This is a genomic window from Mesorhizobium sp. WSM4809 (assembly GCF_055811655.1).
Map to the genome: position 1 here is coordinate 1 of NZ_JBVVQW010000004.1, position 22,035 is coordinate 22,035.

At 63.5% G+C, this 22,035-nt stretch carries 21 protein-coding genes and 1 tRNA gene; 12 read left to right on the forward strand and 10 right to left on the reverse strand.

The window, feature by feature from the left end; all coding sequences use genetic code 11:
* Window positions 1-31: 31 nt before the first annotated feature.
* The 4 genes from AC0L24_RS11260 to AC0L24_RS11275 all read right to left on the reverse strand — a co-directional run bounded on the left by AC0L24_RS11260 (window position 32) and on the right by AC0L24_RS11275 (window position 3,381).
* Window positions 32-841 carry an ABC transporter permease gene (locus AC0L24_RS11260; protein ID WP_027039831.1) on the reverse strand — a complete coding sequence of 270 codons (810 nt, stop codon included), beginning with the start codon at window positions 839-841 and terminating at the stop codon, window positions 32-34.
* Window positions 841-1,554 carry an ABC transporter permease gene (locus AC0L24_RS11265; RefSeq protein WP_206516821.1) on the reverse strand — a complete coding sequence of 238 codons (714 nt, stop codon included), beginning with the start codon at window positions 1,552-1,554 and terminating at the stop codon, window positions 841-843. Before AC0L24_RS11265 ends, AC0L24_RS11260 begins: the two co-directional genes overlap by 1 nt.
* A gap of 156 nt (window positions 1,555-1,710) precedes the next feature.
* Window positions 1,711-2,511, reverse strand: coding sequence for a transporter substrate-binding domain-containing protein (locus AC0L24_RS11270; protein WP_023811511.1), 801 nt, complete (start codon window positions 2,509-2,511; stop codon window positions 1,711-1,713).
* 54 nt (window positions 2,512-2,565) lie between these two features.
* Window positions 2,566-3,381: an ABC transporter ATP-binding protein gene (locus tag AC0L24_RS11275; RefSeq protein WP_127808193.1), complete on the reverse strand. Its 816-nt coding sequence runs from the start codon at window positions 3,379-3,381 to the stop codon at window positions 2,566-2,568.
* A 213-nt stretch (window positions 3,382-3,594) separates the two neighbouring features.
* Here AC0L24_RS11275 and AC0L24_RS11280 point away from each other — a divergent pair, with 213 nt between their 5' ends.
* The 4 genes from AC0L24_RS11280 to AC0L24_RS11295 all read left to right on the forward strand — a co-directional run bounded on the left by AC0L24_RS11280 (window position 3,595) and on the right by AC0L24_RS11295 (window position 7,579).
* Complete coding sequence (locus tag AC0L24_RS11280) at window positions 3,595-4,467, forward strand: dimethylarginine dimethylaminohydrolase family protein (protein WP_127808192.1); 873 nt, start codon at window positions 3,595-3,597, stop codon at window positions 4,465-4,467.
* Complete coding sequence (locus AC0L24_RS11285; RefSeq protein ID WP_236383290.1) at window positions 4,464-5,111, forward strand: TetR family transcriptional regulator C-terminal domain-containing protein; 648 nt, start codon at window positions 4,464-4,466, stop codon at window positions 5,109-5,111. Before AC0L24_RS11280 ends, AC0L24_RS11285 begins: the two co-directional genes overlap by 4 nt.
* The gene (locus AC0L24_RS11290) at window positions 5,108-6,685 is read left to right on the forward strand and encodes a 5-guanidino-2-oxopentanoate decarboxylase (RefSeq protein WP_127808191.1); all 1,578 of its coding nucleotides are present in this window, start codon (window positions 5,108-5,110) and stop codon (window positions 6,683-6,685) included. Before AC0L24_RS11285 ends, AC0L24_RS11290 begins: the two co-directional genes overlap by 4 nt.
* A gap of 186 nt (window positions 6,686-6,871) precedes the next feature.
* The gene (locus tag AC0L24_RS11295) at window positions 6,872-7,579 is read left to right on the forward strand and encodes an SDR family NAD(P)-dependent oxidoreductase (protein WP_127808190.1); all 708 of its coding nucleotides are present in this window, start codon (window positions 6,872-6,874) and stop codon (window positions 7,577-7,579) included.
* Between the two features lie 103 nt (window positions 7,580-7,682).
* Here AC0L24_RS11295 and rpsA read toward each other — a convergent pair whose 3' ends face one another.
* The 4 genes from rpsA to aroA all read right to left on the reverse strand — a co-directional run bounded on the left by rpsA (window position 7,683) and on the right by aroA (window position 11,924).
* Window positions 7,683-9,380 carry a 30S ribosomal protein S1 gene (rpsA, locus tag AC0L24_RS11300; RefSeq protein WP_013528183.1) on the reverse strand — a complete coding sequence of 566 codons (1,698 nt, stop codon included), beginning with the start codon at window positions 9,378-9,380 and terminating at the stop codon, window positions 7,683-7,685.
* Between the two features lie 208 nt (window positions 9,381-9,588).
* A complete protein-coding gene (gene cmk / locus AC0L24_RS11305) occupies window positions 9,589-10,239 on the reverse strand; it encodes a (d)CMP kinase (protein WP_127808189.1) in 651 nt (216 codons plus the stop codon).
* Entirely contained in the window at window positions 10,236-10,562 is a 327-nt protein-coding gene (locus AC0L24_RS11310; protein ID WP_127395334.1) for a hypothetical protein, read from the reverse strand. Before AC0L24_RS11310 ends, cmk begins: the two co-directional genes overlap by 4 nt.
* Before the next feature lie 3 nt (window positions 10,563-10,565).
* Window positions 10,566-11,924, reverse strand: a complete 1,359-nt coding sequence (gene aroA, locus AC0L24_RS11315; protein ID WP_127808188.1) for a 3-phosphoshikimate 1-carboxyvinyltransferase — start codon at window positions 11,922-11,924, stop codon at window positions 10,566-10,568.
* A 206-nt stretch (window positions 11,925-12,130) separates the two neighbouring features.
* Here aroA and AC0L24_RS11320 point away from each other — a divergent pair, with 206 nt between their 5' ends.
* A complete protein-coding gene (locus AC0L24_RS11320) occupies window positions 12,131-12,520 on the forward strand; it encodes a TIGR02300 family protein (RefSeq protein WP_013528180.1) in 390 nt (129 codons plus the stop codon).
* 172 nt (window positions 12,521-12,692) lie between these two features.
* Window positions 12,693-12,768, forward strand: a tRNA-Ala gene (locus tag AC0L24_RS11325).
* Between the two features lie 190 nt (window positions 12,769-12,958).
* On the opposite strand, the gene dgoD is transcribed toward AC0L24_RS11325, so the two are convergent.
* Both dgoD and AC0L24_RS11335 read right to left on the reverse strand, forming a co-directional pair.
* A complete protein-coding gene (dgoD, locus tag AC0L24_RS11330; RefSeq protein ID WP_127267760.1) occupies window positions 12,959-14,107 on the reverse strand; it encodes a galactonate dehydratase in 1,149 nt (382 codons plus the stop codon).
* An 8-nt stretch (window positions 14,108-14,115) separates the two neighbouring features.
* A complete protein-coding gene (locus AC0L24_RS11335; RefSeq protein WP_127808187.1) occupies window positions 14,116-14,862 on the reverse strand; it encodes a FadR/GntR family transcriptional regulator in 747 nt (248 codons plus the stop codon).
* Window positions 14,863-15,062: 200 nt separating this feature from the next.
* On the opposite strand from AC0L24_RS11335, the gene AC0L24_RS11340 reads away from it, so the two are divergent.
* The 6 genes from AC0L24_RS11340 to AC0L24_RS11365 all read left to right on the forward strand — a co-directional run bounded on the left by AC0L24_RS11340 (window position 15,063) and on the right by AC0L24_RS11365 (window position 22,032).
* On the forward strand, window positions 15,063-16,052 hold the full coding sequence (locus AC0L24_RS11340) for an arabinose ABC transporter substrate-binding protein (RefSeq protein ID WP_127808186.1): 990 nt from the start codon (window positions 15,063-15,065) through the stop codon (window positions 16,050-16,052).
* Between the two features lie 68 nt (window positions 16,053-16,120).
* On the forward strand, window positions 16,121-17,632 hold the full coding sequence (araG, locus tag AC0L24_RS11345) for an L-arabinose ABC transporter ATP-binding protein AraG (RefSeq protein WP_127808185.1): 1,512 nt from the start codon (window positions 16,121-16,123) through the stop codon (window positions 17,630-17,632).
* A 10-nt stretch (window positions 17,633-17,642) separates the two neighbouring features.
* Entirely contained in the window at window positions 17,643-18,593 is a 951-nt protein-coding gene (gene araH, locus AC0L24_RS11350; protein ID WP_027039818.1) for an L-arabinose ABC transporter permease AraH, read from the forward strand.
* Window positions 18,594-18,608: 15 nt separating this feature from the next.
* On the forward strand, window positions 18,609-19,388 hold the full coding sequence (locus tag AC0L24_RS11355) for an SDR family oxidoreductase (protein ID WP_127808184.1): 780 nt from the start codon (window positions 18,609-18,611) through the stop codon (window positions 19,386-19,388).
* A gap of 14 nt (window positions 19,389-19,402) precedes the next feature.
* A complete protein-coding gene (locus tag AC0L24_RS11360; protein ID WP_127808183.1) occupies window positions 19,403-21,115 on the forward strand; it encodes an IlvD/Edd family dehydratase in 1,713 nt (570 codons plus the stop codon).
* Between the two features lie 11 nt (window positions 21,116-21,126).
* A complete protein-coding gene (locus AC0L24_RS11365; RefSeq protein WP_127808182.1) occupies window positions 21,127-22,032 on the forward strand; it encodes a dihydrodipicolinate synthase family protein in 906 nt (301 codons plus the stop codon).
* Window positions 22,033-22,035: the final 3 nt, after the last annotated feature.

Below are 22,035 nucleotides of genomic sequence, written 5' to 3' on the forward strand. Positions count from 1 at the left end.
CTCCCCTACTCCCCTACTCCCCTACTCCCCTCTAACCAATCTTGTTGGGAATCCTGGCCTCTATCCTGCTGAAGGCGAAGACCAGAATACCGGTGATCGTCATGTAGATCAGCGCCAGCAGCAGCAGGGGCTCATAGGTGAGGTAGGTGTCCTGCCGCACCTTGGACGAAACGGCGAAGATGTCGATGACACTGATCGTTGCCACCAGCGGCGTCGATTTCAACTGCAGCACGGTCTCGCCGGTCAGCGTCGGCAGCGCCCGGTAGATGGCCTGCGGCAGCCAGATCCGCCGGAATGCCTTCCAGCGGCTCATGCCGAAGGCACGCGCCGCCTCCAGTTGTCCCTTGGGCACGCCGGCAAAGGCGCCACGCATCACCTCGCCCTCATAGCCGGCGAAAGACAGGGTCAACGCCAGCACGCCATAGGGCCAGGCTTGCCTGAGATATGGCCACATCCAGGATTCGCGGATCCACGGATATTGCGGGAACAGCGAACCCAGGCCGTAATAGAGCAGCCAGAGCTGGATCAGCAGCGGCGTGCCCCGGATCACCGTGCAGAACACCTTGGCAGGCGCGGCGAACCAGAATGAGCCGGCGGCTTGCGCCAGCCCGAGCGGCACGGCCAGCAGAAAGCCCAGCACGCAGGTGACGGCCAGGATCCACAGCGACCGCCAGATGCCGATCAAGCCCATTTCATAATATTGCGGCAGCCAGTCCCAGCGCATGAAAAAGGCAGCCGACAAAACAAGGCCCAGTGCGATCAGGATCAGCACGATGCGGTGCGGCTGCAGCCACAGCGATGTTCGCGCGACGACGTTGATGATGGCAGCCTCGTTGGCCATCAGCGCGCCTCCTTGAGCGAAGGCATGCCGCGCCGCGACCAGGTCTCGACCCGGCCGATGACGAGGTTGGAGAACAGCGACAAAAGCAGATAGAGCACGCCCGCCGCGAAAAAGAAGGTGAAATAGGCTTTGGTGACACCCGCCGCCTGCCGCGTCGCCAGCGCCAGTTCGTAGAAGCCGACGACCGCCAATAGCGCGGTATCCTTGGTGGCGATCAGCCAGAGATTGGCGAGGCCCGGTATGGCGAAGGGCAGCATTGACGGCAAGGTGATGCGCCGCAACAGCAGGCCCGGAGACATTCCATAGGCGCGGGCGGCCTCGATCTGGCCCTGCGGAATGGCCAGGATCGCGCCGCGTATCACCTCTGTCGAATAGGCGCCCTGGACGAAGCCGAGCACGGCGATGCCGGCGGCAAGGCCGCTCACGTCGACGCGCTGATAGCCCATGGCCGTCAGCGCCTGATTGATCAGGTCGGTTCCGGCGTAATAGAGTAGCAGGATCAGCACCAGTTCGGGCACAGCCCGCACGATGGTGGTGTAGACCGCCAGGAGATCGCGCACCACCGGCCCGCCATAAAGCTTGCCGTAGGCGCCGCCGGTGCCGATCAGAAGGCCGAGGCACGTGGCGCCCAGCGCGATCTCGATTGAGTGCAGCAGCCCGACCAGAAGCGTCCCGCCCCAGCCTGGCGGGTAGGGCGAGAGAAGCTCGGTGATGCCGGCCGCGGAGGCCGAAAGAAGTGCGTCAATCAGCGTCGCCCCCGAAGTGCTGGCCAACCGCCGACGGCTGTGTCGGCGGCAAACATGCCTGGGAAAGATCGGGCAGGTGGGGCATGGCGCTGACGCCATGCTCCACGGCTCATGCGAGGATAGTCAGTTCGACTGCGCGCCGCCGCCGCCGTAAATGTCGAAATCGAAGTATTTCTTCGAGATCTCGTCATATTTGCCGTTGGCGCGGATCGCCTTGATGCCGGCGTTGATCTTGCCCTTCAGTTCGGTGTCTTCCTTGCGCACGCCGGCGCCGACGCCCGGTCCGAGCACTTCGTCGTCCGGAGCGACCATCCCCTTCAAGTCGCAGCAGGCCTTGCCCTGGTCGGATTTCAGGAACTCGCCAAGCGCGATGGAATCGGCCTGAACCGCATCGAGGCGGCCGGCGGCAAGATCGTTGTTGGCTTCGTCCTGGGTCTGGTATTCCTTGATCTCGGAGGCTGTGCTGCCAAAATGCTTCTTGGCGTAGACAGCGTGTACCGTCGAAACCTGCACGCCGACGATCTTGCCCTTGAGGTCGTCCGGGGCGGAGCCGAATTTCTGGTCCTTCGGGCCGATGATCGCGGTCGGCGTGTTATAGTACTTGTCCGAGAAATCGATCGTCTTCGCGCGCTCGGCGGTGATCGACATCGAGGAGACGATGAGGTCGATCTTCTTGGTCGTCAGTGCCGGGATGATGCCGTCCCAGGCGACCGGGGTAATGACGCAATCGAGCTTCTCCTCGGCGCAGACGGCATCGATGAAGTCGATCTCCCAGCCAACCCACTTGCCCGAAGCATCGGGCGAGGTGAAGGGCGGATAAGGCTCGGCGGCGACGCCGATCTTGACGGGATCGGCCTTGGCCACGCCCATGGCTGCGACGCCGAGCAGCAGCGCTGCGGCGAATGTCTTCAGAACGGTCTTCATTTCATGACTCCCAGTTTGTTGTTGGTTCCCGGTTTTCTTCCGTCCCGGCCTGTCCTAGCCGATGTTGCGGATGAACTGCTTCAGCCTTTCGGATCTGGGCGCGCCGAAGATCTGCTCGGGCGGGCCTTCTTCCTCGACCAATCCATTGTAGAGATAGACGACATGCGTCGCGACCTCGCGGGCGAACTTCATCTCGTGGGTGACCAGCACCATGGTGCGGCCTTCGCGCGCCAGGTCGCCGATCACCTTCAGCACTTCAGCGACCAGCTCGGGATCGAGTGCGGAGGTGGGCTCGTCGAACAGCATGACGCGCGGATTGATGGCCAGCGCACGGGCGATCGCCGCGCGCTGCTGCTGGCCGCCCGACAGATAGGCCGGATAGACATCGCGCTTTTCGGCCAGACCGACACGGGCGAGCAGTTTCTCGGCCTCGCCGATCGCCACATCGCGCTTGACGCCAAGCACATGTACGGGGACCTCGATGACGTTTTCGATCAGCGTCATGTGGCTCCAAAGGTTGAAGTTCTGGAACACCATGCCGAGCTTGGAGCGGATGCGCTCGATCTGCTTGCGGTCGGCCGGAATGGTGTGGCCGTGGCTGTCGGCCTTGAGCTTGATCTCCTCGCCATTGACGCGAATGATGCCGCTGGTCGGGTTTTCCAGGCAGTTGATGCAGCGCAGCAGGGTGGATTTGCCGGAGCCCGAGCCGCCGATGATTGCGATGACCTCGCCGTCGCGCGCCGACAGCGAGACGCCCTTCAGCACATGCAGCTCACCGAACTTCTTGTGCAGGTTTTCGACGTGGATGGCTTCGGCGGCGCCGTCATGCGCCTTGCCGGATTGGACTGTGGCAGCTTCCACCACGCTCACTGGGTGACCTCTATAGGGTCGGTGGCGGTTCGTCGAACGTCTATCCGGCTAATCAACATATACGCTGTACTGCCCCGCTCCAGACTTCAGCATGGACCCAACGGCGCGAGCCCGTCAATCCTGCTTATTACGGCACTTGCGAGCTTGTTGTGCAAGTGTATAAATAGCCTTCCGTGAAATTTTCTCGATTTTTTTCAGCGAAAAAGGACTTCGATGAGCGCTTTCGGATCACAGTCCATGGCGGCGCCGCTGCGCCGCGTGCTGATGCGGTCGGCGGCCAACGCCATGCGCAATGCCGACAGGGCTGCTTGGCACTATGGCCCGGGTTTCAATCCGGCGAAAGCGGCATCGCAGCACGCGCTCCTTGCTGAACTGGTGGCGGCTTCCGGTGCCGAAATCGAATGGATCGAGGACGCGGCGGATGGACTTTCGGATTCGGTGTTCACGCACGACCCGTCGCTGATGACCGATCGCGGCGCGCTGATCCTGTCCATGGGCAAGCCGTTGCGCGCCAGGGAGCCCTCGCTTCATGAGGAAACCTACCGAAGGCTGGGTATTCCAATCCTGGGCCGCGTCGAGGTTCCTGGCCAGGTCGAAGGCGGTGATTGTGTATGGCTCGATGCCCGCACGCTGGTGATCGGGCGCGGTGTCCGCTCCAACCAGGAAGGCATCCAGCAGGTTTCCAACCTGCTGACGCCGCTGGGCGTTTCCGTCTACGGCTTTGATCTGCCGCTGTGGCAAGGCGAAGAGGCGTGCCTGCATCTGATGTCGGTGATCAGCCCGCTGGCCGACGACCTCGCACTGGTCTATTCACCGCTTTTGCCGGCCCCGTTCTATCAGATGCTGAAGGCGCGCAACATCCGACTGGTCGAAGGCGACGCCGAAGAGTTCGCGGCTTCCAACGGCCTTAGCCTGAACGTGCTGCCGACCAGCCCACACAAGGTCATTGCCGTCGCAGGCTTTCCAAAGACCAAAGCCGCGATGGAAGCCGCCGGCTGCACGGTCGAAATCTTCGAGGCGGATGCGCTCTGCATCGCCTGCGAGGGCGGGCCGACATGCCTGACGCGACCGATCCTGCGCCAATGAATATGCCATCCCGCCGCAGGTTCCGTCGCGAGGGCGAGGAGCGGCGGCGGCAGGATCTGATCGAGGCCACTCTGGACAGCGTGGCGGAACATGGCCTGCAGGGCGCCACCTTGCGCACCATCGCATTGCGTGCCGGCGTCACCGCTGGGCTGATCCGGCACTATTTTCCCGGCAAGGAAGAATTGCTGCAGGAAGCCTATGCAGCGCTGATGGGCCGCATGACCGAGCAGGCGAAAGCGGCTTTGGTCATGGAGAATGCCTCGCCTCGCCAGCGCCTTGCGGCTTTCGTCACCGCCAACCTCAATGCGCCGATCATCGATGCGCGGGTGTTTTCGCTCTGGGCAACCTTCATCGGCCGCGCCAGAGCGGATCCGACCTTGGCCCACGCCCACCGCGAAGGCTACCTTGGTTTTCGCAATGAGGTGGAGGCGGTTGTGGCTGAGGTGCTCGCCGCCGAACGGCGCAATCCGGACGCAAGCCAATTGCGCCACCATGCCATCGCGATTAATGCGATCATCGACGGACTCTGGATCGAAGGCTGCCTGGCCGGCGAGATGTTCTCGGCCGGCGAATTGGCGGCGATCGGCATCAAGACTGTCGAGGCCGAACTAGGCCTCGCGCCGGACGGGGAGGAAAACCAATGACGACACTCGGCGAAGCCCTCATCTCGCTGCTTGAAGCGCATGGCGTCGACACGGTGTTCGGGATTCCGGGCGTCCACACGGTCGAGCTCTACCGCGGGCTGGCGCGCTCGAATATCCGCCACGTCACGCCGCGTCACGAACAGGGCGCCGGCTTCATGGCCGATGGCTATGCGCGCGCCAGCGGCAAGCCGGGCGTCGCCTTTGTCATCACCGGACCGGGGCTCACCAACACCATCACCGCCATGGGGCAGGCACGCGCCGATTCGGTACCGATGCTGGTCATATCAGGCGTCAACGCCACGCCGACGCTGGGCAAGGGGCTGGGCCATCTGCATGAATTGCCGGACCAGCGCGGCATGATGGAGAAGGTGGCGCTGTTTTCGCAGCGCGTTACCGAGGCCAGCGAATTGCCCGGTGCCCTGGCGCAGGCCTTTGCCCTGTTTTCATCGGCCCGGCCCGGCCCCGTGCATATCGAGATCCCGACCGACGTCATGGTCAAGTCGGCGGATGGCATCGCTGCCATGCTGAGCAATGTGACCCCACCCGCGCCGGAAGGTGCCGCAATTGCCAGCGCGGCCAAACTCATCGGTGCCGCGCGCCGCCCGCTGATCCTGGTCGGCGGCGGCGCCAAACGCGCCGAAGCGCCGCTGCGGCGTCTGGCCGAGCGGCTGGGAGCGCCGGTCGTCCAGACCGCCAATGCGCGCGGCCTGCTGCATGGTCATCCGCTTTGCGTGCCGGCCAGTCCCAGCCTGAAGGCGGTACGGGCCCTGATGGCCGACGCCGACCTGGTCATTGCCGCCGGCACCGAATTCGGCCCGACCGACTATGACGGCTACAGCGATGGTGGCTTCGTCCTGCCCGCCAATCTGATCCGCATCGATATCGGCGCCGACCAGCTTGCCCGCCGCCCGGCAACCGTTTCGATCCAGGCCGATTGCGCCGAGGCGCTCGAAGCGCTGCTTCTGCAGACGGGCCATATCCCGGCAAGCGAAGGTGGGCCGACACGCGCCGCCGCCGCCCGGGAAGCAGCCTTTGCCGAGCTCAATCCGACACTGCAGGCACAGGTGCGCGCCGTCGAGATGATCCGCGACACCTTGCCGGGCGCGCTCATCGTCGGCGATTCGACGCAGCCGATCTATGCGGCCAACCTCTATTACGACCACGACCGGCCAGGCGGCTGGTTCAATGCCGCCACCGGCTTCGGCGCGCTCGGCTATGGCCCGCCGGCGGCGATTGGCGCGGCCCTTGCGATACCCGATGCGCCGGTTGTCTGCCTGACCGGCGACGGCGGCTTCCAGTTCACGTTGCCGGAGTTGGGCGCCGCGCTCGATGCGCGGGCGCCGGTCATCTTCATCGTCTGGAATAACAGAGGCTACCGCGAGATCGAAACCTCGATGCTCGATGTCGGTGTCGAGCCGGTCGGTGTATCGCCGGCGCCGCCGGATTTCTGCAAGCTGGCCGAGGCCTATGGCATCGGCGCCGAACGGCTTGCCGACATCGACGCTCTCGCGGACGCGTTGAAGCGCGCCCGGGCCACCGGACTGCCGCGCGTCATCGAAATCACGGTTGACTGAAGGACGGTGCTACGTATTTCCCGTCTCGCCGGCCCTGAACCTCGGCCGGCCGGTGGGCGGACGCATGCAAAGACGCGACAACTGCCATGTCGAGATGTCAATTGAGTGACGGGGCAAAAGGCGCGACGCTTCGCGTCGGCGGCACAGAAACGACCTAACGATAAAAAAATGACAGGAGCGTCCAAGATGACGGAAACACTTGAAGGCAAGCATATCGTCGTGACCGGTGGAACCGGTGCGCTCGGCGGTGCGGTTGTCGGCAAACTGCTGAGTGACGGCGCGATCTGCCATGTGCCCAATGCCCATGCCGCCGCACCAGCGCATTTTCCCTTCGCCGCGCATGACCGTGTCCAGTTGGTGCACAATGTCGATCTCTCGGACCCCGCCAAGGTCGAGGCGTTCTACAGTCAGGTTCCAGGCCTGTGGGGCTCAATCCACCTGGCCGGCGGCTTCACCGCCGCACCGGTGGAAAAGATCGAGTCGGCCTCCTTTGCCGAGATGATGGACACCAATGCACGCACCGCCTTCCTGTGCTGCCGCGCCGCGATCCGCTCAATGCTGTCGTCGGACATCGCGGGCCGCATCGTCAACGTCACGGCGCGCGCCGGGCTCGATCCGCGGCGCGGCGCTGGCATGGTCGCTTACGCCGCCAGCAAGGCGGCGGTTGCCGCGATGACGGTGGCGATGGCCGAAGAGCTGAAGCACAGGGGCATCCTGGTCAATGCCGTGGCGCCGTCGACGCTCGATACGCCGGCAAACCGCGCCGACATGCCGGATGCCGATGTCACCAGATGGGTCAGCCTCGAAGCCGCCGCGGAAGCCATCGCCTACCTGGCATCGCCGGCCAATCTGGCGATGAGCGGTACGCTGGTGCCGCTTTACGGCAGGGCGTAACCTTCCAACCCTTCACGTCGGTCAAGTCAAAGAAAAACCCCGCCGGATCGCTCCGGCGGGGTTTTTGTTGAGGCCGCGCGCAAGGCGCGGCAACAGCTAATGCTTAGCTGCCCTGCTTCTTCAGCGCGGCACCCAGGATGTCGCCCAGCGAAGCGCCGGAGTCGGTCGAGCCGTACTGAGCGACCGCTTCCTTCTCTTCGGCGATTTCCAGCGCCTTGATCGAGACCTGCAGCTTGCGGGTCTTCTTGTCGAAGGCGATGACGCGGGCATCGACCTTCTGGCCGACGGTGAAGCGCTCGGGGCGCTGCTCGTCGCGGTCACGGCTCAGATCGGAGCGCTTGATGAAGGTCTCGATGCCGCTGTCGACCAGCCGCACTTCCAGACCGCCATCCTTGACGCCGATGACTTCGCAGGTGACGACCGCGTTCTTGCGCAGTTCGCCTGAAGTCGCCGCTTCGCCGACCGTATCCTTGGCCAGCTGCTTGATGCCGAGCGAGATGCGCTCCTTGTCGATGTCGACATCGAGCACCTGCGCCTTGACCATGTCGCCGCGATTGTACTCTTCGATGACCTGCTCGCCCGGACGGGTCCAGTCGAGGTCGGAAAGGTGCACCATGCCGTCCACGTCGCCTTCGAGGCCGATGAACAGGCCGAACTCGGTCTTGTTCTTGACCTCGCCCTCGACCTGGCTGCCGACCGGATGGCTCGAGGCGAAAGCCTGCCACGGATTCTCGAGCGTCTGCTTGAGGCCGAGCGAGATGCGGCGCTTGGCCGGATCGACCTCGAGCACCACCACGTCGACTTCCTGGGTCGTCGACAGGATCTTGCCGGGATGCACGTTCTTCTTCGTCCACGACATTTCCGAAACGTGGATGAGACCCTCGATGCCCGGCTCCAGCTCGACGAATGCGCCGTAGTCGGTGATGTTGGTGACGGTGCCCTTGATCTTCTTGCCGATCGGGAACTTGGTGCCGATCTCGGACCACGGATCGCTCTCGAGCTGCTTCATGCCGAGCGAGATGCGGTGGGTTTCCTGGTTGATGCGGATGATCTGCACCTTGACCGTCTGACCGATGTTGAGGATTTCGGTCGGATGGTTGACGCGGCGCCATGCCATGTCGGTGACGTGCAGCAGGCCGTCGATGCCGCCGAGGTCGACGAACGCACCATAGTCGGTGATGTTCTTGACGACGCCTTCGACAACCTGGCCTTCTTCGAGGTTCTGCACGATTTCCGAACGCTGTTCGGCGCGGCTCTCTTCGAGCACGGTACGGCGCGACACCACGATGTTGCCGCGGCGACGATCCATCTTGAGGATCTCGAAGGGCTGCGGGTTGTGCATCAGCGGGGAGACGTCGCGGATCGGGCGGATATCGACCTGGCTGCGCGGCAGGAAGGCCACGGCGCCGTCGAGGTCGACAGTGAAGCCGCCCTTGACCTGGTTGAAGATGACGCCTTCGACGCGCTCACCCTTGGTGAACTTCTCTTCGAGACGGACCCAGCTCTCTTCGCGGCGGGCCTTCTCACGGGAAAGCATCGCTTCGCCAAGCGCGTTCTCGATGCGCTCGACATAGACTTCGACGGTGTCACCGACCTTGAGGGTGGTGTCCTTGCCCTTGACGCCGAATTCCTTCAGCGGCACGCGGCCTTCGACCTTGAGGCCGACGTCGATGATGGCCATGTCCTTTTCGATCGCGGTGATCGTACCCTTGACGACCTGACCTTCGCCGGAATGGCCTGTGGTAAATGATTCTTCGAGCAGGCTCGCGAAATCATCGCGAGTGGGATTTGCAGCTGACATTGTTTCTCCTGGAGTGCCCCGCATCTAGAAGCGGGACGGGCGCCGTAGGTTAGCGTTGCGTTGGCCTGCCGGCGTTCCGGGCTACAAAAACCCTGGGCCGCTCTTTAAGCGGCAATTCCGGCGCATGAAGAATGCTGGCAGGCTGGTTCGTGCCCGATATGGGTATTTTCTTCGCCTCCGACAACGGAAATACGAGGGAAAACCCGGATCAGGCCTTGTCTCTCTTGGCCAGCACGTCGTCTATGATCGCCATGGCTGCAAGAAACGCGGCTTCTATAGCCATTTCGCTGGTATCAAGCAAGTGCGCGTCGACCGCCGGCTTCAACGGTGAGTCCGCTCGACCCATGTCGCGCTCGTCGCGGCGCACGATATCGGCGAGGATCTCGGTGAAATCAGCGGTCCCGCCGATGCTCTCGATCTCGGCCAGCCGGCGCTGTGCCCGCACCTCGGCGCTGGCCGTCACATAGAGTTTGATGTCGGCGTCGGGGCAGACGACGGTGCCGATGTCACGGCCGTCGAGCACGGCCCCGGGCGGCGTCTTGGCGAAGTCGCGTTGTTTCTCGACGAGGATGCGCCGCACCGTGGGGTACACCGCGACCTTCGAGGCGGCCTCGCCGACCGCATGCGCCGACAAGACCGTCCGGTCGAGCCTTGCCAGATCGACCTGGCGCGCCGCGGTTTCGGCGGCCGAGACATTGCCGAGCGGCAGCGCGTGCTGGATCAGCGCATAGGCGACGGCGCGATAGGTGAGACCGGTGTCGAGCAGGTTTAGCCGGTAATGGTCAGCCAACCGCCGGGCGAGGGTGCCTTTGCCGGCGCCGGCGGGGCCGTCGATGGCGATGGTGAAGGTCGAGCTCATTTGGCTGGTCTGAAAAATCGAAATGCCAACACCGCCGCGGCAATCAGAACCGACAGCGGCAGCGCTATAAACGGTACGACGCCAATTGTTACAAAAGCCATTGCACCGAACCCTTTGATCAGCACCGCAAGGAAAACCCATTTGTTGTTTTCCAGGAGGGTGGCTGCGTAAACCGACAGATACATCATCAGAAATTGAAGTAACAAAATCCAAAAAAGAAAGGCAAAAATGCCTACGCGGTTTTTGAAAACAAAACGCTCAATTAGATAAGGGACCAACGCCGCTCCTAGGCAAGCTCCTAGGATTGGCCAGTCGTGCAACATTTGCTATCCAATCTCCGCGCCCAGCGCCTTCATCAGCCCCATGAATTCCGGAAAACTCGTCGCGATCATCGCCTGATCGTCGATGGTCACCGGCTTTTCCGTCGCCAGCCCCATCACCAGAAAGCTCATGGCGATGCGGTGGTCGAGGTGAGTCTGCACGGTGGTGTCCTGGCCGTTGGGATGGCCGCCAAGGCCCTTGCCGCCCGGTTTGCCGCGCACGGCGAGCGAAGCCTCGCCCTCGGTGCAATCGACGCCGTTGAGCTTCAGCCCGTTGGCGACGGCCGACAGCCGGTCGGACTCTTTCACCCGCAGCTCTTCCAGCCCTTGCATCAGCGTTTCCCCCTCGGCAAAGCTGGCAGCGACCGCGAGCACAGGGTACTCATCGATCATGGACGGCGCCCGCTCGGGCGGCACGATGACGCCTTTCAGTTCGGAATAACGCACGCGCAGGTCGGCGACATCCTCGCCGCCGGCATTGCGCGGGTTGAGGATTTCGATGCTGCCGCCCATCTCCTGCAGCGTCAAAAGCAGGCCGGTGCGGGTCGGGTTCATCAGCACGTTTTCTATTGTGATGTCCGAACCCGGCACGATCAGTGCGGCCACCAGCGGGAAACCGGCCGAGGACGGGTCGCCCGGCACGGCGATGGTCTGGCCGGTCAGCCTGCCCTGGCCTTCGATGAAGATGTGGCGCACGCCGCGCTCGTCGGTTTCGACCGACAGATTGGCGCCAAAACCCTTCAGCATCTTTTCGGTGTGGTCGCGCGTCATGACAGGCTCGATCACCGTGGTGATGCCCGGCGTGTTCAGCCCGGCCAGCAGCACCGCCGATTTCACCTGCGCCGAGGCCATCGGCACGCGGTAGGTGATCGGGGCGGCGTGCTTCGGTCCATGCAGCGTGATCGGCATGCGGTCGCCTGGCGTCGCCTTCAGCACCTGCACGCCCATCTGGCGCAAGGGTTCCAGCACGCGGCCCATCGGCCGGCCCGACAGCGAGGCGTCGCCGATGAAGGTCGTCTCCATGTCATAGGTGCCGACAAGGCCCATGGTCAGCCGCGAGCCGGTGCCGGCATTGCCGAAGTCGAGCGGGCCTTCCGGCTGCAACAGTGCGCCGTTGCCGGTGCCGCGGATCACCCACTCGTCGCCGTTCTTCTCGATATGTGCGCCCATTGCCTTCATGGCCGCACCCGTGCGCATCACGTCCTCGCCTTCGAGCAGGCCGGTGATGCGAGTCTCCCCGGAGGCGAGGCCGCCGAACATGAAGGAACGGTGCGAGATCGACTTGTCGCCCGGCACGCGCGCGATGCCGGAAAGGGCTGGGGATTGGCGGGCGGTGGCCGGCTTGGGGGCGGCGGCGTGAGACATGGAATTTCCCTGGACGGAATGCCGGCAGGCCGGCGCTTTTCATTTGTTGCGGCGGTCTCGTATCACGGCGGGCCGAAATGGTCATCCCCCATGGTCGTCACTGACGCGAGGCCTTTCAATGCATGGTTTTGTGACGCAGGCTTTTCGCTTTGACAGCGCTGCAAACTGTGGTTAAGGGGACCACTCTTTTATTGACGAGGCTTGCCGTGGCAAAAACCGAACTTGGCACAAAACGTATCGACCCGGAGACGGGCCGAAAATTCTACGACCTGAACAAGGACCCGATCGTCTCGCCATACACTGGCAAGACCTATCCGCGTTCCTATTTCGAGGAAGGCAAAATTGCCGCTCTCGAGGAGGAAGAGGAAGTGGCCGAGAAGGAAGTGGACGCCGAGGAAGAAGAAGGCGTTGAGGTCGTCTCGCTCGAAGAGGCTGATGAGGACGTCAAGGGCGACGACCTGCCGGATCTTGGCGACGACGAGGACGACGTCGATCTCGGCGACGACGAAGATGACACCTTCCTTGCCGACGAAGAGGAAGAAGACGACGATGTCGCCGACATGATCGGCGTCGGCGACGACGACGACGAGGTCTGATCGGCCTTGAAAGCGGGCGTTTGCGGGCTTTCGAGGCCTGTGAAGAAAAAGCGGCTCTCGAAGGCTTGATATCTGAGAAGGGCGGGGTTAGAAGCCGCCTGCACTAACGGCGCGGTCTCCAACCCGCGCCGGATCTCTTCGCCGGAAACGGCGCCGGTTGACTGCCGGAAGTGGGGCCATAGCTCAGTTGGGAGAGCGCTTGAATGGCATTCAAGAGGTCGTCGGTTCGATCCCGATTGGCTCCACCAAACAGTCCCTCTGCAATTCGCAGCCGATGAATGTGCCGCACTGCGGCCATCGCGCTTGATGGCCAGTTCAGGCAACGCCGCTGAAAGCGCCTCCATCAACGGAACGAACGAGCCATTTCTCGAGAGCGATCGCTCGCCGGACAAAGTCCTCATTGTTCATGGAGCGCTTAGAGACTGAAAGGCAGCCCGATCACCACTCGGCGAAGGAGCCGTCCTTGTGGCGCCAGACCGGATTGCGCCAGCGGTGGCCTTCCTTGGCGCGTTCCTTGACATAGTCCTCGTCGATCTCGACACCCAGGCCCGGTCCGTCGGGAATGGCGACATAACCATCCTCGTAGCGGAAGACATCCTTGTTGGCGGCATAGTCGAGCAGGTCGTTGGCGGCATTGTAGTGGATGCCGAGGCTCTGCTCCTGGATGAAGCAGTTGTAGCTGACCGCGTCGAGCTGCAGGCACGCAGCAAGCGCGATCGGCCCGAGAGGGCAATGCGGCGCCACCGCCACGTCATAGGCTTCCGCCATCGCCGCGATCTTGCGGCATTCGGTGATGCCGCCGGCATGCGACAGGTCTGGCTGGATGATATCGACGACACCTTCCTCGAACACCGACTTGAAGTCCCAGCGGCTGTAGAGCCGCTCACCGAGCGCAATCGGCGTCGAGCCAAGCGCGGCGATCTCCTTCAGCGCCTCGCGGTTTTCGCTGAGCACCGGCTCCTCGATGAACATCAGCCTGTAAGGCTCCAGTTCTTTGACCAGGGCACGCGCCATCGGCCGGTGGACGCGCCCATGAAAATCGACGGCGATGCCGATGTTGGGTCCGACCGCCTCGCGCACCATGGCGACGCGTTCGACAGCGGCATCGATCTTGTCGTGGCTGTCGACGATCTGCAACTCCTCGGTACCGTTCATCTTCAACGCCAGGAAACCGCGCGCAACCATTTCCCGGGCACCGGCCGCGACTTCTGCCGGCCGGTCCCCGCCGATCCAGGAATAGACCTTGATCGTGTCGCGCAGCTTGCCGCCGAGCAATTCATGCACAGGCACGCCGAGCGCCTTGCCCTTGATATCCCACAGTGCCTGGTCGATGCCCGCAATGGCGCTCATCAGGATCGGCCCGCCACGGTAGAAGCCGCCGCGGTGCATCACCGTCCAGTGGTCCTCGATCAGGCGGGGATCCTTGCCGATGAGGTAATCGCCAAGCTCCTTGACCGCTGCCTCGACGGTCAGTGCCCGGCCCTCGACGACCGGCTCGCCCCAGCCGGTGACGCCGGCATCGGTCTCGATTTTCAGGAACAGCCAGCGCGGCGGAACGATGTAGGTGGTGAGCGAGATGATTTTCATGCGCAGTCTCAGTTGCTCTTGAGTTTCTTGGCGCTGACGAGGTCGCGCGCCGCGAGGTCGAGGATCTTGTTTGCCGCCCCGCGTGCCGCCTCGGCATTGCGCATGCGCAGCGCCTCGACCACCTCGAGGTGCGCCGCCACGGCCTCCATGCGCCGGTCGAGCGAAATCACCGCCGTCGCCTCGAGCGAGAATTTGAGCCCGGTGTCGATGAGATTGCCGATCTGGCGAAAGATCGGGTTGTGGCTCGCGGCATAGACGATCTGGTGGAAGGCGATGTCGCTGCGCGAGAAGGCGGCGAGATCCTCGCCGGCGCCGGCCATGCCTCGCCATGCCGCTTCGAGGTCGGCGATTTCCTGCAGCGTCGCGCGGGTGGCGGCGAGTTCTGCGACCAGCGGTTCGATGGCGCGGCGCGTTTCGAGGATGGCGTCGAAGAGCTTGTCGTCCAGCGCGTGCGGCGCGTGCCAGGCGAGCACCTGCGGGTCGATGATGTTCCAGTCGTCCTCGTTGCAGACGATCGTGCCGATGCGTGGCCGCGACAGCACCAGCCCTTTGGCGGCCAGCACCTTCAGGGCTTCGCGGATCACGGTGCGGCTGACCCCATACTCGACGCCGAGCTCGTTTTCGGTCGGCAAGGAGGAGCCGGCCGGATAGCGCCCGGAGAAGATGTCAGAGGCTATCGCCTTGGTCACATCCGGCATCACGCGCGGGCGGCGAGTGGTCGTATCTCCCGGGGCTTTTTTCAGAATCTCGGTCACCTCAGCCCTCCTCCAAGGCGGCGAACCGCTGGTTTCGCACAACCGGTCCGCCCTTAACGGATGCGGATCGATTGCGCTAGCGATCGCTGGTCAGAGCATGTACATTAATTATCATACCAGATCAATTGACGAGTATGATAAAAGCGATTAGAGACTCCGGCATCCGGGCTGAGCGCCCGGTCTATCGCTGGGAGGTAATCATGCGACTTTTGAAGACCGCGCTCGTCGCGGGCGCGCTTGCCGTGCTGTCCGTCACGACCATCGCTGCATATGCTCAGGACACCAAAATCGGTTTCATCGTCAAACAGCCCGAGGAGCCGTGGTTCCAGGATGAATGGAAGTTCGCCGACCAGGCCGCCAAGGAGAAGGGCTTTACCCTGGTCAAGATCGGCGCCGAGGACGGTGAGAAGCTGATGTCGGCGATCGACAATCTCGGCGCCCAGGGCGCCCAGGGTTTCATCGTCTGCACACCGGACGTAAAGCTTGGCCCCGGCATCGTCGCCAAGGCCGCCGCCAACAATCTCAAGCTGATGACTGTCGACGACCGTCTGGTCGGCGCCGACGGCAAGGCGCTGGAAGACGTGCCGCATATGGGCATTTCGGCCACCAAGATCGGCGAAGCCGTCGGCCAGGCGATCGTCGACGAAATGAAGGCGCGCGGCTGGAAGGCGGACGAGGTCGGCGCAATCCGCGTCTCGTATGACCAACTGCCGACCGCGGTTGACCGCGTCGAAGGCGCCATCTCGGTGCTGAAGGCAAACGGCTTCACAGCCGAGAACATTTTTGACGCCCCGCAGGCCAAGACCGACACGGAAGCTGCCCTCAATGCGGCGACTGTCGTGCTCAACGCCCATGCCGACATCAAGAAGTGGGTCTCCTTCGGCCTCAACGACGAGGCGGTGCTCGGCGCAGTGCGTGCTTCCGAAAGCGTCGGCATCCCCGCTGACAGCGTGATCGGCGTTGGCATTGGCGGCGCGGATTCCGCGATCAACGAGTTCAAGAAGCCGACCGCCACCGGCTTCGTCGGCACCGTGATCATCTCGCCGAAGCGTCATGGCTACGAGACGGCGCTCAACATGTATGACTGGGTTGCCAACAACAAGGAACCGGAGAAGCTGATCCTGACTTCGGGTGCACTCGCCAAGCGCGACGACTACCAGAAGGTCCGCCAGGGCCTCGGCATCGAATAATCCTCCCTGTACAAACAGGCGGCGGCTCATCCCGCCGCCTGTTTGTCATGGCTCAAAAGGATCGGCTCGTGTCCTTTCTCGACTTCTCGCACGTCACCAAGACCTATCCGGGCGTCAAGGCGCTGTCGGACGTTTCGTTCGGCGTCGACAAAGGCGCCGTGCATGGCCTGATGGGCGAGAACGGCGCCGGCAAATCCACCCTGATCAAGATCCTGTCCGGCGACCAGCATGCCGATCAGGGTGAGATCCGCATTGACGGCAGGGTTCAGGCCTATACCTCGACCCGGGATGCCTTCGACAATGGCGTCATTGTCATTCATCAGGAACTGCAACTCGTTCCTGAACTCACCGTTGCCGAAAACCTCAGCCTAGGTCGTTTCCCCGCCAACGCCGGCATCATCGCCGGTCGCCGGATGCTGGACGACGTCGGCGCCAAGCTGAAATCGGCCGGTATCGACATCGACATGCGCCGCAAGGTCAAGACGCTGTCGATCGGCGAACGCCAGATGGTCGAGATCGCCAAGGCGGTCATGCTCGACGCACGCGTTATCGCGCTGGACGAACCGACCTCGTCGCTGTCCTCGCGCGAAAGCGAAATCCTGTTTGCCCTGATCAATCGCCTGCGCAGCGAGGGCAAGGTCATCATCTACGTCTCGCACAGGCTCGACGAGGTGTTCCGGCTCTGCGACAGCCTGACCGTGCTGCGCGACGGCAAGCTCGCGGCGCACCACGCGTCGCTGAAAGGCGTCACCCGCGATCAGGTCGTCGCCGAGATGGTCGGCCGCGAGATTTCGGATATCTGGGGTTTTCGCGCACGAAAAACAGGCGATGTCCGCCTGAAGGTCGACGCTCTCAGCGGCCCCAAACTGCAGACACCGGCCAGTTTCGAGGCAAGGGCAGGCGAGATCGTCGGCTTCTTCGGCCTGATCGGCGCCGGGCGCTCGGAGCTGATGCGGTTGGTCTATGGCGCCGATCCGCGTTCGGGCGGCACCATCACCGTCGACGGCAAGCTGGTTCGCGCCACCGATCCGCGTGGCACGATCCGGGCCGGCATCGTGCTGTGCTCGGAGGATCGCAAGCATGACGGCATCATCCAGGGGCGCTCGGTCGAGGAGAACATCAACATCTCGTCGCGGCGCCATCACACACGCTTCGGCGTGCTCAACCGCGCCAGCGAGATCGCCACGGCCGAGACCTTTATCAAGAAGCTGAAGGTGCGCACGCCGTCGCGCAAGCAGGACATCATCAACCTCTCCGGCGGCAACCAGCAGAAGGTCATCCTCGGCCGCTGGCTGTCCGAACAGGGCGTGCGGGTGCTCATTGTCGACGAGCCGACGCGCGGCATCGATGTCGGTGCCAAATCGGAAATCTACGAACTGCTCTACCAGCTTGCGCAGGACGGCATGGCGATCGTCGTGGTCTCGTCCGAACTGCCGGAGGTGATGGGCATCTGCGACCGTATTCTGGTGATGTGCGGTGGCCGCGTCAGCGCTGAACTCACCCGCGACCAGTTCGCCGAAAGGGCGATCCTGGCCGCCGCTCTGCCCGATCAGAAAACCCCCGACGCGATCGCATCCTGAGGACTTTGGCATGACCGACCAGTTGAAAAAAATCCTGCTCGGCGAACAGGGCCTCGTCGTCATCTTTGTCGTCGCCTTCGCGCTGGTGTCGGCTCTGGTGCCGAACTTCCTTACGGACCGCAACATGCTCGGCCTGCTGCAGTCGGTGGTCACCGTCGGTATCGTCGCCTGCACCATGATGTTCTGCCTCGCCGCGCGCGACTTCGACCTGTCGGTCGGTTCGATCGTCGCCTTTGCCGGCATGGTCGCTGTGATGGCCTCGAATTACACCGGCTCGATCCTGCTTGGCCTGCTGGCGGCAATCGCCTGCGGCGCTTTCGTCGGCTTCATCAACGGCGTTGTCATCGCCAAATTTCGCATCAACGCGCTGATCACGACGCTGGCCACCATGCAGATCGTGCGCGGCTTTGCGCTGATCGCGTCCGACGGCCGCGCCGTCGGCATCAACAGCCCGGATTTCTATCAGCTGGCGCTCTCGAAACTGCTCGGCATACCGACGCCGGTCTGGGTGCTTGCCATCCTGTTTTGCATCTTCGGCTTCGTCCTCAACCGGACCGTCTTCGGCAAGAACACGCTGGCCATCGGCGGCAATCCGGAGGCCTCGCGGCTTGCCGGCGTCAATGTCGACCGGACGCGCATCTGGATTTTTGCGCTGCAAGGCGTCGTCTGCGGTATCGCCGGCATCCTGCTGGCGTCGCGCATCACCTCGGGCCAGCCCAACGCGGCGGTCGGGCTGGAACTCTCGGTCATTTCGGCCTGCGTGCTCGGCGGCGTTTCGCTTGCCGGCGGCCGCGCCACCATGTCGGGCGTCATCGTCGGCGTGCTGATCATGGGAATCGCCGAAAACGCCATGAACCTGCTCAACATCCCGGCCTTCTACCAGTACATCGTGCGCGGCGTTATTTTGCTGCTGGCCGTGCTGCTCGACAATCTGCGCTCATCGGCACTGGGTCGGCGATAGGCTGGAGGAACAAAAATGGCTGAGCGCCTTTCCGGCAAACGCATCTTCCTGACGGGTGCAGCGCAAGGCATCGGGCTTGCCATCGCCGAAGCCTGTTTGGCCGAAGGCGCAAAACTGTTCCTGGTCGACCGCGATGCCGCACTGCTGGACAAGGCAGTCGCCGGCCTTGCCGCACCGCAAGGCCATGTCGGACATGTTGCGGCCGACATAAGCGACAGCGCCGGGATTGCGGCTGCCGTCAGCCAAGCGGCTGCCGAGATCGGCCCGATCAACGCGCTGATCAACAATGCCGGGGTCAATGTGTTCTCGACGCCGCTCGAGGCGACCGAGGAAGAGTGGAACCGCAACTTCGACGTCAACGTCAAGGGAGCCTGGAACTGCAGCAAGGCGGTGCTGCCGGGCATGATCGCGAGCGGCGGCGGCGCCATCCTCAACATCGCCTCGACGCACAGCTTCACCATCATCCCGCATACCTTCCCCTATCCGATCGCCAAGCACGCGCTGCTCGGCCTGACCAAATCGCTGGCACTCGAATATGCGGCGCAAGGCGTGCGCGTGAACGCGCTGGCGCCGGGCTATGTCGAGACGCAGAAGGCGATCGATTACTGGAACAGCTTTGCCGACCCGGCCACAGCACGCGCCAACACCATGGCACTGCACCCCGGCGGCCGCATCGCCACGGCGCACGAGATCGCGCTTGCCGCGGTGTTCATGATTTCCGACGAGTGCCCGTTCATGAACGCGGCCACGCTCGTCGTCGACGGTGGACTGAGCCAGCTCCAGCATCCCGCCTGAACGCCGGAAAGACCATGACCAAGAGACGATCGCAGCAGTGGTTCGGCGGGCTGGGCAAGGATGCCTTCATCCACCGCAGCTGGATGAAGAACAACGGCCTGCCCGATGATGCTTTCGACGGCCGCCCGGTGATCGGCATCTGCAACACATTCTCCGAATTCACGCCTTGCCACGTGCATTTCCGCGGCCTGATCGAGCATATCAAGGCGGGCGTGCTGGAAGCCGGCGGCCTGCCGCTCGAATTCCCGGTCTTCTCTTGCGGCGAGTCCAATCTGCGGCCGACGGCGATGCTGTTTCGCAACCTCGCCTCGATGGATGTCGAGGAGGCAATCCGCGGCAATCCCATGGATGGCGTTGTGCTGATGGCCGGCTGCGACAAGACCACGCCGTCGCTGGTCATGGGCGCGGCTTCCTGCGACCTGCCGTCGATCGTCATCTCAGGCGGTCCGATGCTCAATGGCCGCTTCCAGGGCCGGGAGATCGGTTCCGGCACCGATGTGTGGAAGTTTTCGGAAGACGTTCGCGCCGGCGTGATGAGCGAGCAGGATTTCGCCAATGCCGAGAGCGCCATGTCGCGCTCACCCGGTCACTGCATGACCATGGGCACGGCCTCGACCATGGCCTCGATGGTCGAGGCGCTCGGCCTGGCGCTGCCGGGCAACGCCGCCTATCCGGCAGTCGATGCACGCCGCAGCCGCATCGCCCGCATGACCGGACGGCGCATCGTCGAGATGGTCAATGAGGATCTGCGCCTGTCGGCTATCCTCACCAGACAAGCCTTCGCCAACGCGATCCGCATCAATGGCGCGATCGGCGGCTCGACCAATGCGGTCGTGCATCTGCTGGCAATCGCCGGCCGCGTCGGCACCGAGCTGACGCTGGACGATTGGGACAGATATGGCCGCGATGTGCCGACCATCCTCGACCTGATGCCGTCCGGCCGTTTCCTGATGGAGGATTTCTGCTACGCCGGTGGCATTCCGGCCGTCATGAAGGAGATGGCCGATCTGCTTGATCTCGACGCGCTGACCGTCACCGGCAAGAGCGTGTGCGAGAACATCACTGACGCCCAAAACTACAATCCGGAGGTGATCCGCCCGCGCGACAAGGCGCTGACATCGCACGGCGGCATCGCGGTGCTGCGCGGCAATCTGGCGCCCGACGGCGCCATTATCAAGCCGTCCGCCGCCTCGCCAGCGCTGATGAAGCATCGCGGCCGCGCCGTCGTCTTCGAGGACATCGACGACTACAAGGCGCGCGTCGACGATCCCTTGCTGGACATCGACGATGCGTCGATCATGGTGCTGAAGAATTGCGGGCCGAAAGGCTATCCTGGCATGGCCGAAGTCGGCAACATGGCGCTGCCTCGGAAGCTGCTGAAGCAAGGCGTCCGCGATATGATCCGCATCTCCGACGCCCGCATGTCCGGTACCGCCTTCGGCACTGTCGTTCTGCATGCCGCACCCGAAGCCGCTATCGGCGGCCCGCTGGCGCTGGTCAGGAGCGGCGACTTCATCGAGCTCGATGTCGAAGCGAGGAAGCTGCATCTCGACGTGTCGGAACAGGAGTTGGCGCGGCGTCGTGAATCCTGGCTACCGCCCGTCCCGGCGATGCGCGGCGGCTATCAGGGGCTTTACGTCGACCATGTCCTGCAGGCGGATCGTGGCGCCGACCTCGACTTTCTCGTCGGAAGCCGTGGCCACGCCATCCCGCGCGAAAGCCATTGAGGCCGACCAGCATGCCTAATTTCCGGCCTTTCGATTTCCACGGCATTCACGCCATTCTCTACGCGCTCTTTGACGTGAACGAACAGCTGGACCGCGCGGCGATGCGTCGGCAGGTCGAGATCTGCCTCGCGACCGGCGTGCACGGCATGGCGGCGCTCGGCCTGGCAACGGAAGTCGCCAAGCTGACCGAGGCCGAGCGTCGGACGATCATGGACTGGACGGCGGAAGACACCGCAGGAAAAGTGCCGCTCGCCTTCACCATCTTCGGTTCTTCTGTGGCTGAGCAGGTGGCGCAGGTTCGCCATGCCGAAAGCGTCGGAGCGGATTGGGTGATCCTGCAGCCGCCGCCAGCCGGATCCTATGGTGCGCCGGAATACATCAAGTTCTTCGGCCGCGTCGCCGAGGCGACCGACCTGCCGGTGGCGATCCAGAACGCGCCGGCGTTTTTCGGGCGCGGCCTGTCATCGGACGAAATCCGCGAACTCGTCACGCTGCATCCCAACATAAGGCTGATCAAGGGCGAAGGTCCGGTCACCGACATCGCCGGGCTGATCGAGCGCACCGAAGGCCGGATACCGGTTTTCAACGGACGCGGCGGCCTGGAACTGATCGACAATTTCCGCATCGGTTGCCGCGGCATGATCCTGGCGCCGGATTGCGCCGACTATGCCGTGCGCGCCTATCATGCGTTCCGCGCCGGAGACGAAGTCACGGCCGAGGCTGAATATGCAAGAATATTGCCGGCTGCCGTGTTCGTCATGCAAGGCATCGAGAGCCTGGTCTGTTACGGCAAGCGGCTGTTCGGCGCCCGCGCCGGCATCCCGGTACATGACCGGGCTCCGGCGATGCGGCCAGGCGAGCCTGGCCTCGCAATGGTGGAGCGCTTTGCGATTGGTCTGGGTCGGTTGCCTGGCTGAACG

What these genes read in the sequence shown, in the direction of transcription:
- AC0L24_RS11260 (WP_027039831.1), bottom strand. Translation starts at nt 841, where the DNA reads ATGGCCAACGAGGCTGCCATCATCAACGTCGTCGCGCGAACATCGCTG.
- AC0L24_RS11270 (WP_023811511.1), bottom strand. Translation starts at nt 2,511, where the DNA reads ATGAAGACCGTTCTGAAGACATTCGCCGCAGCGCTGCTGCTCGGCGTC.
- AC0L24_RS11280 (WP_127808192.1), top strand. Translation starts at nt 3,595, where the DNA reads ATGAGCGCTTTCGGATCACAGTCCATGGCGGCGCCGCTGCGCCGCGTG.
- AC0L24_RS11285 (WP_236383290.1), top strand. Translation starts at nt 4,464, where the DNA reads ATGAATATGCCATCCCGCCGCAGGTTCCGTCGCGAGGGCGAGGAGCGG.
- AC0L24_RS11290 (WP_127808191.1), top strand. Translation starts at nt 5,108, where the DNA reads ATGACGACACTCGGCGAAGCCCTCATCTCGCTGCTTGAAGCGCATGGC.
- AC0L24_RS11295 (WP_127808190.1), top strand. Translation starts at nt 6,872, where the DNA reads ATGACGGAAACACTTGAAGGCAAGCATATCGTCGTGACCGGTGGAACC.
- rpsA (WP_013528183.1), bottom strand. Translation starts at nt 9,380, where the DNA reads ATGTCAGCTGCAAATCCCACTCGCGATGATTTCGCGAGCCTGCTCGAA.
- cmk (WP_127808189.1), bottom strand. Translation starts at nt 10,239, where the DNA reads ATGAGCTCGACCTTCACCATCGCCATCGACGGCCCCGCCGGCGCCGGC.
- AC0L24_RS11310 (WP_127395334.1), bottom strand. Translation starts at nt 10,562, where the DNA reads ATGTTGCACGACTGGCCAATCCTAGGAGCTTGCCTAGGAGCGGCGTTG.
- aroA (WP_127808188.1), bottom strand. Translation starts at nt 11,924, where the DNA reads ATGTCTCACGCCGCCGCCCCCAAGCCGGCCACCGCCCGCCAATCCCCA.
- dgoD (WP_127267760.1), bottom strand. Translation starts at nt 14,107, where the DNA reads ATGAAAATCATCTCGCTCACCACCTACATCGTTCCGCCGCGCTGGCTG.
- AC0L24_RS11340 (WP_127808186.1), top strand. Translation starts at nt 15,063, where the DNA reads ATGCGACTTTTGAAGACCGCGCTCGTCGCGGGCGCGCTTGCCGTGCTG.
- araH (WP_027039818.1), top strand. Translation starts at nt 17,643, where the DNA reads ATGACCGACCAGTTGAAAAAAATCCTGCTCGGCGAACAGGGCCTCGTC.
- AC0L24_RS11355 (WP_127808184.1), top strand. Translation starts at nt 18,609, where the DNA reads ATGGCTGAGCGCCTTTCCGGCAAACGCATCTTCCTGACGGGTGCAGCG.
- AC0L24_RS11360 (WP_127808183.1), top strand. Translation starts at nt 19,403, where the DNA reads ATGACCAAGAGACGATCGCAGCAGTGGTTCGGCGGGCTGGGCAAGGAT.
- AC0L24_RS11365 (WP_127808182.1), top strand. Translation starts at nt 21,127, where the DNA reads ATGCCTAATTTCCGGCCTTTCGATTTCCACGGCATTCACGCCATTCTC.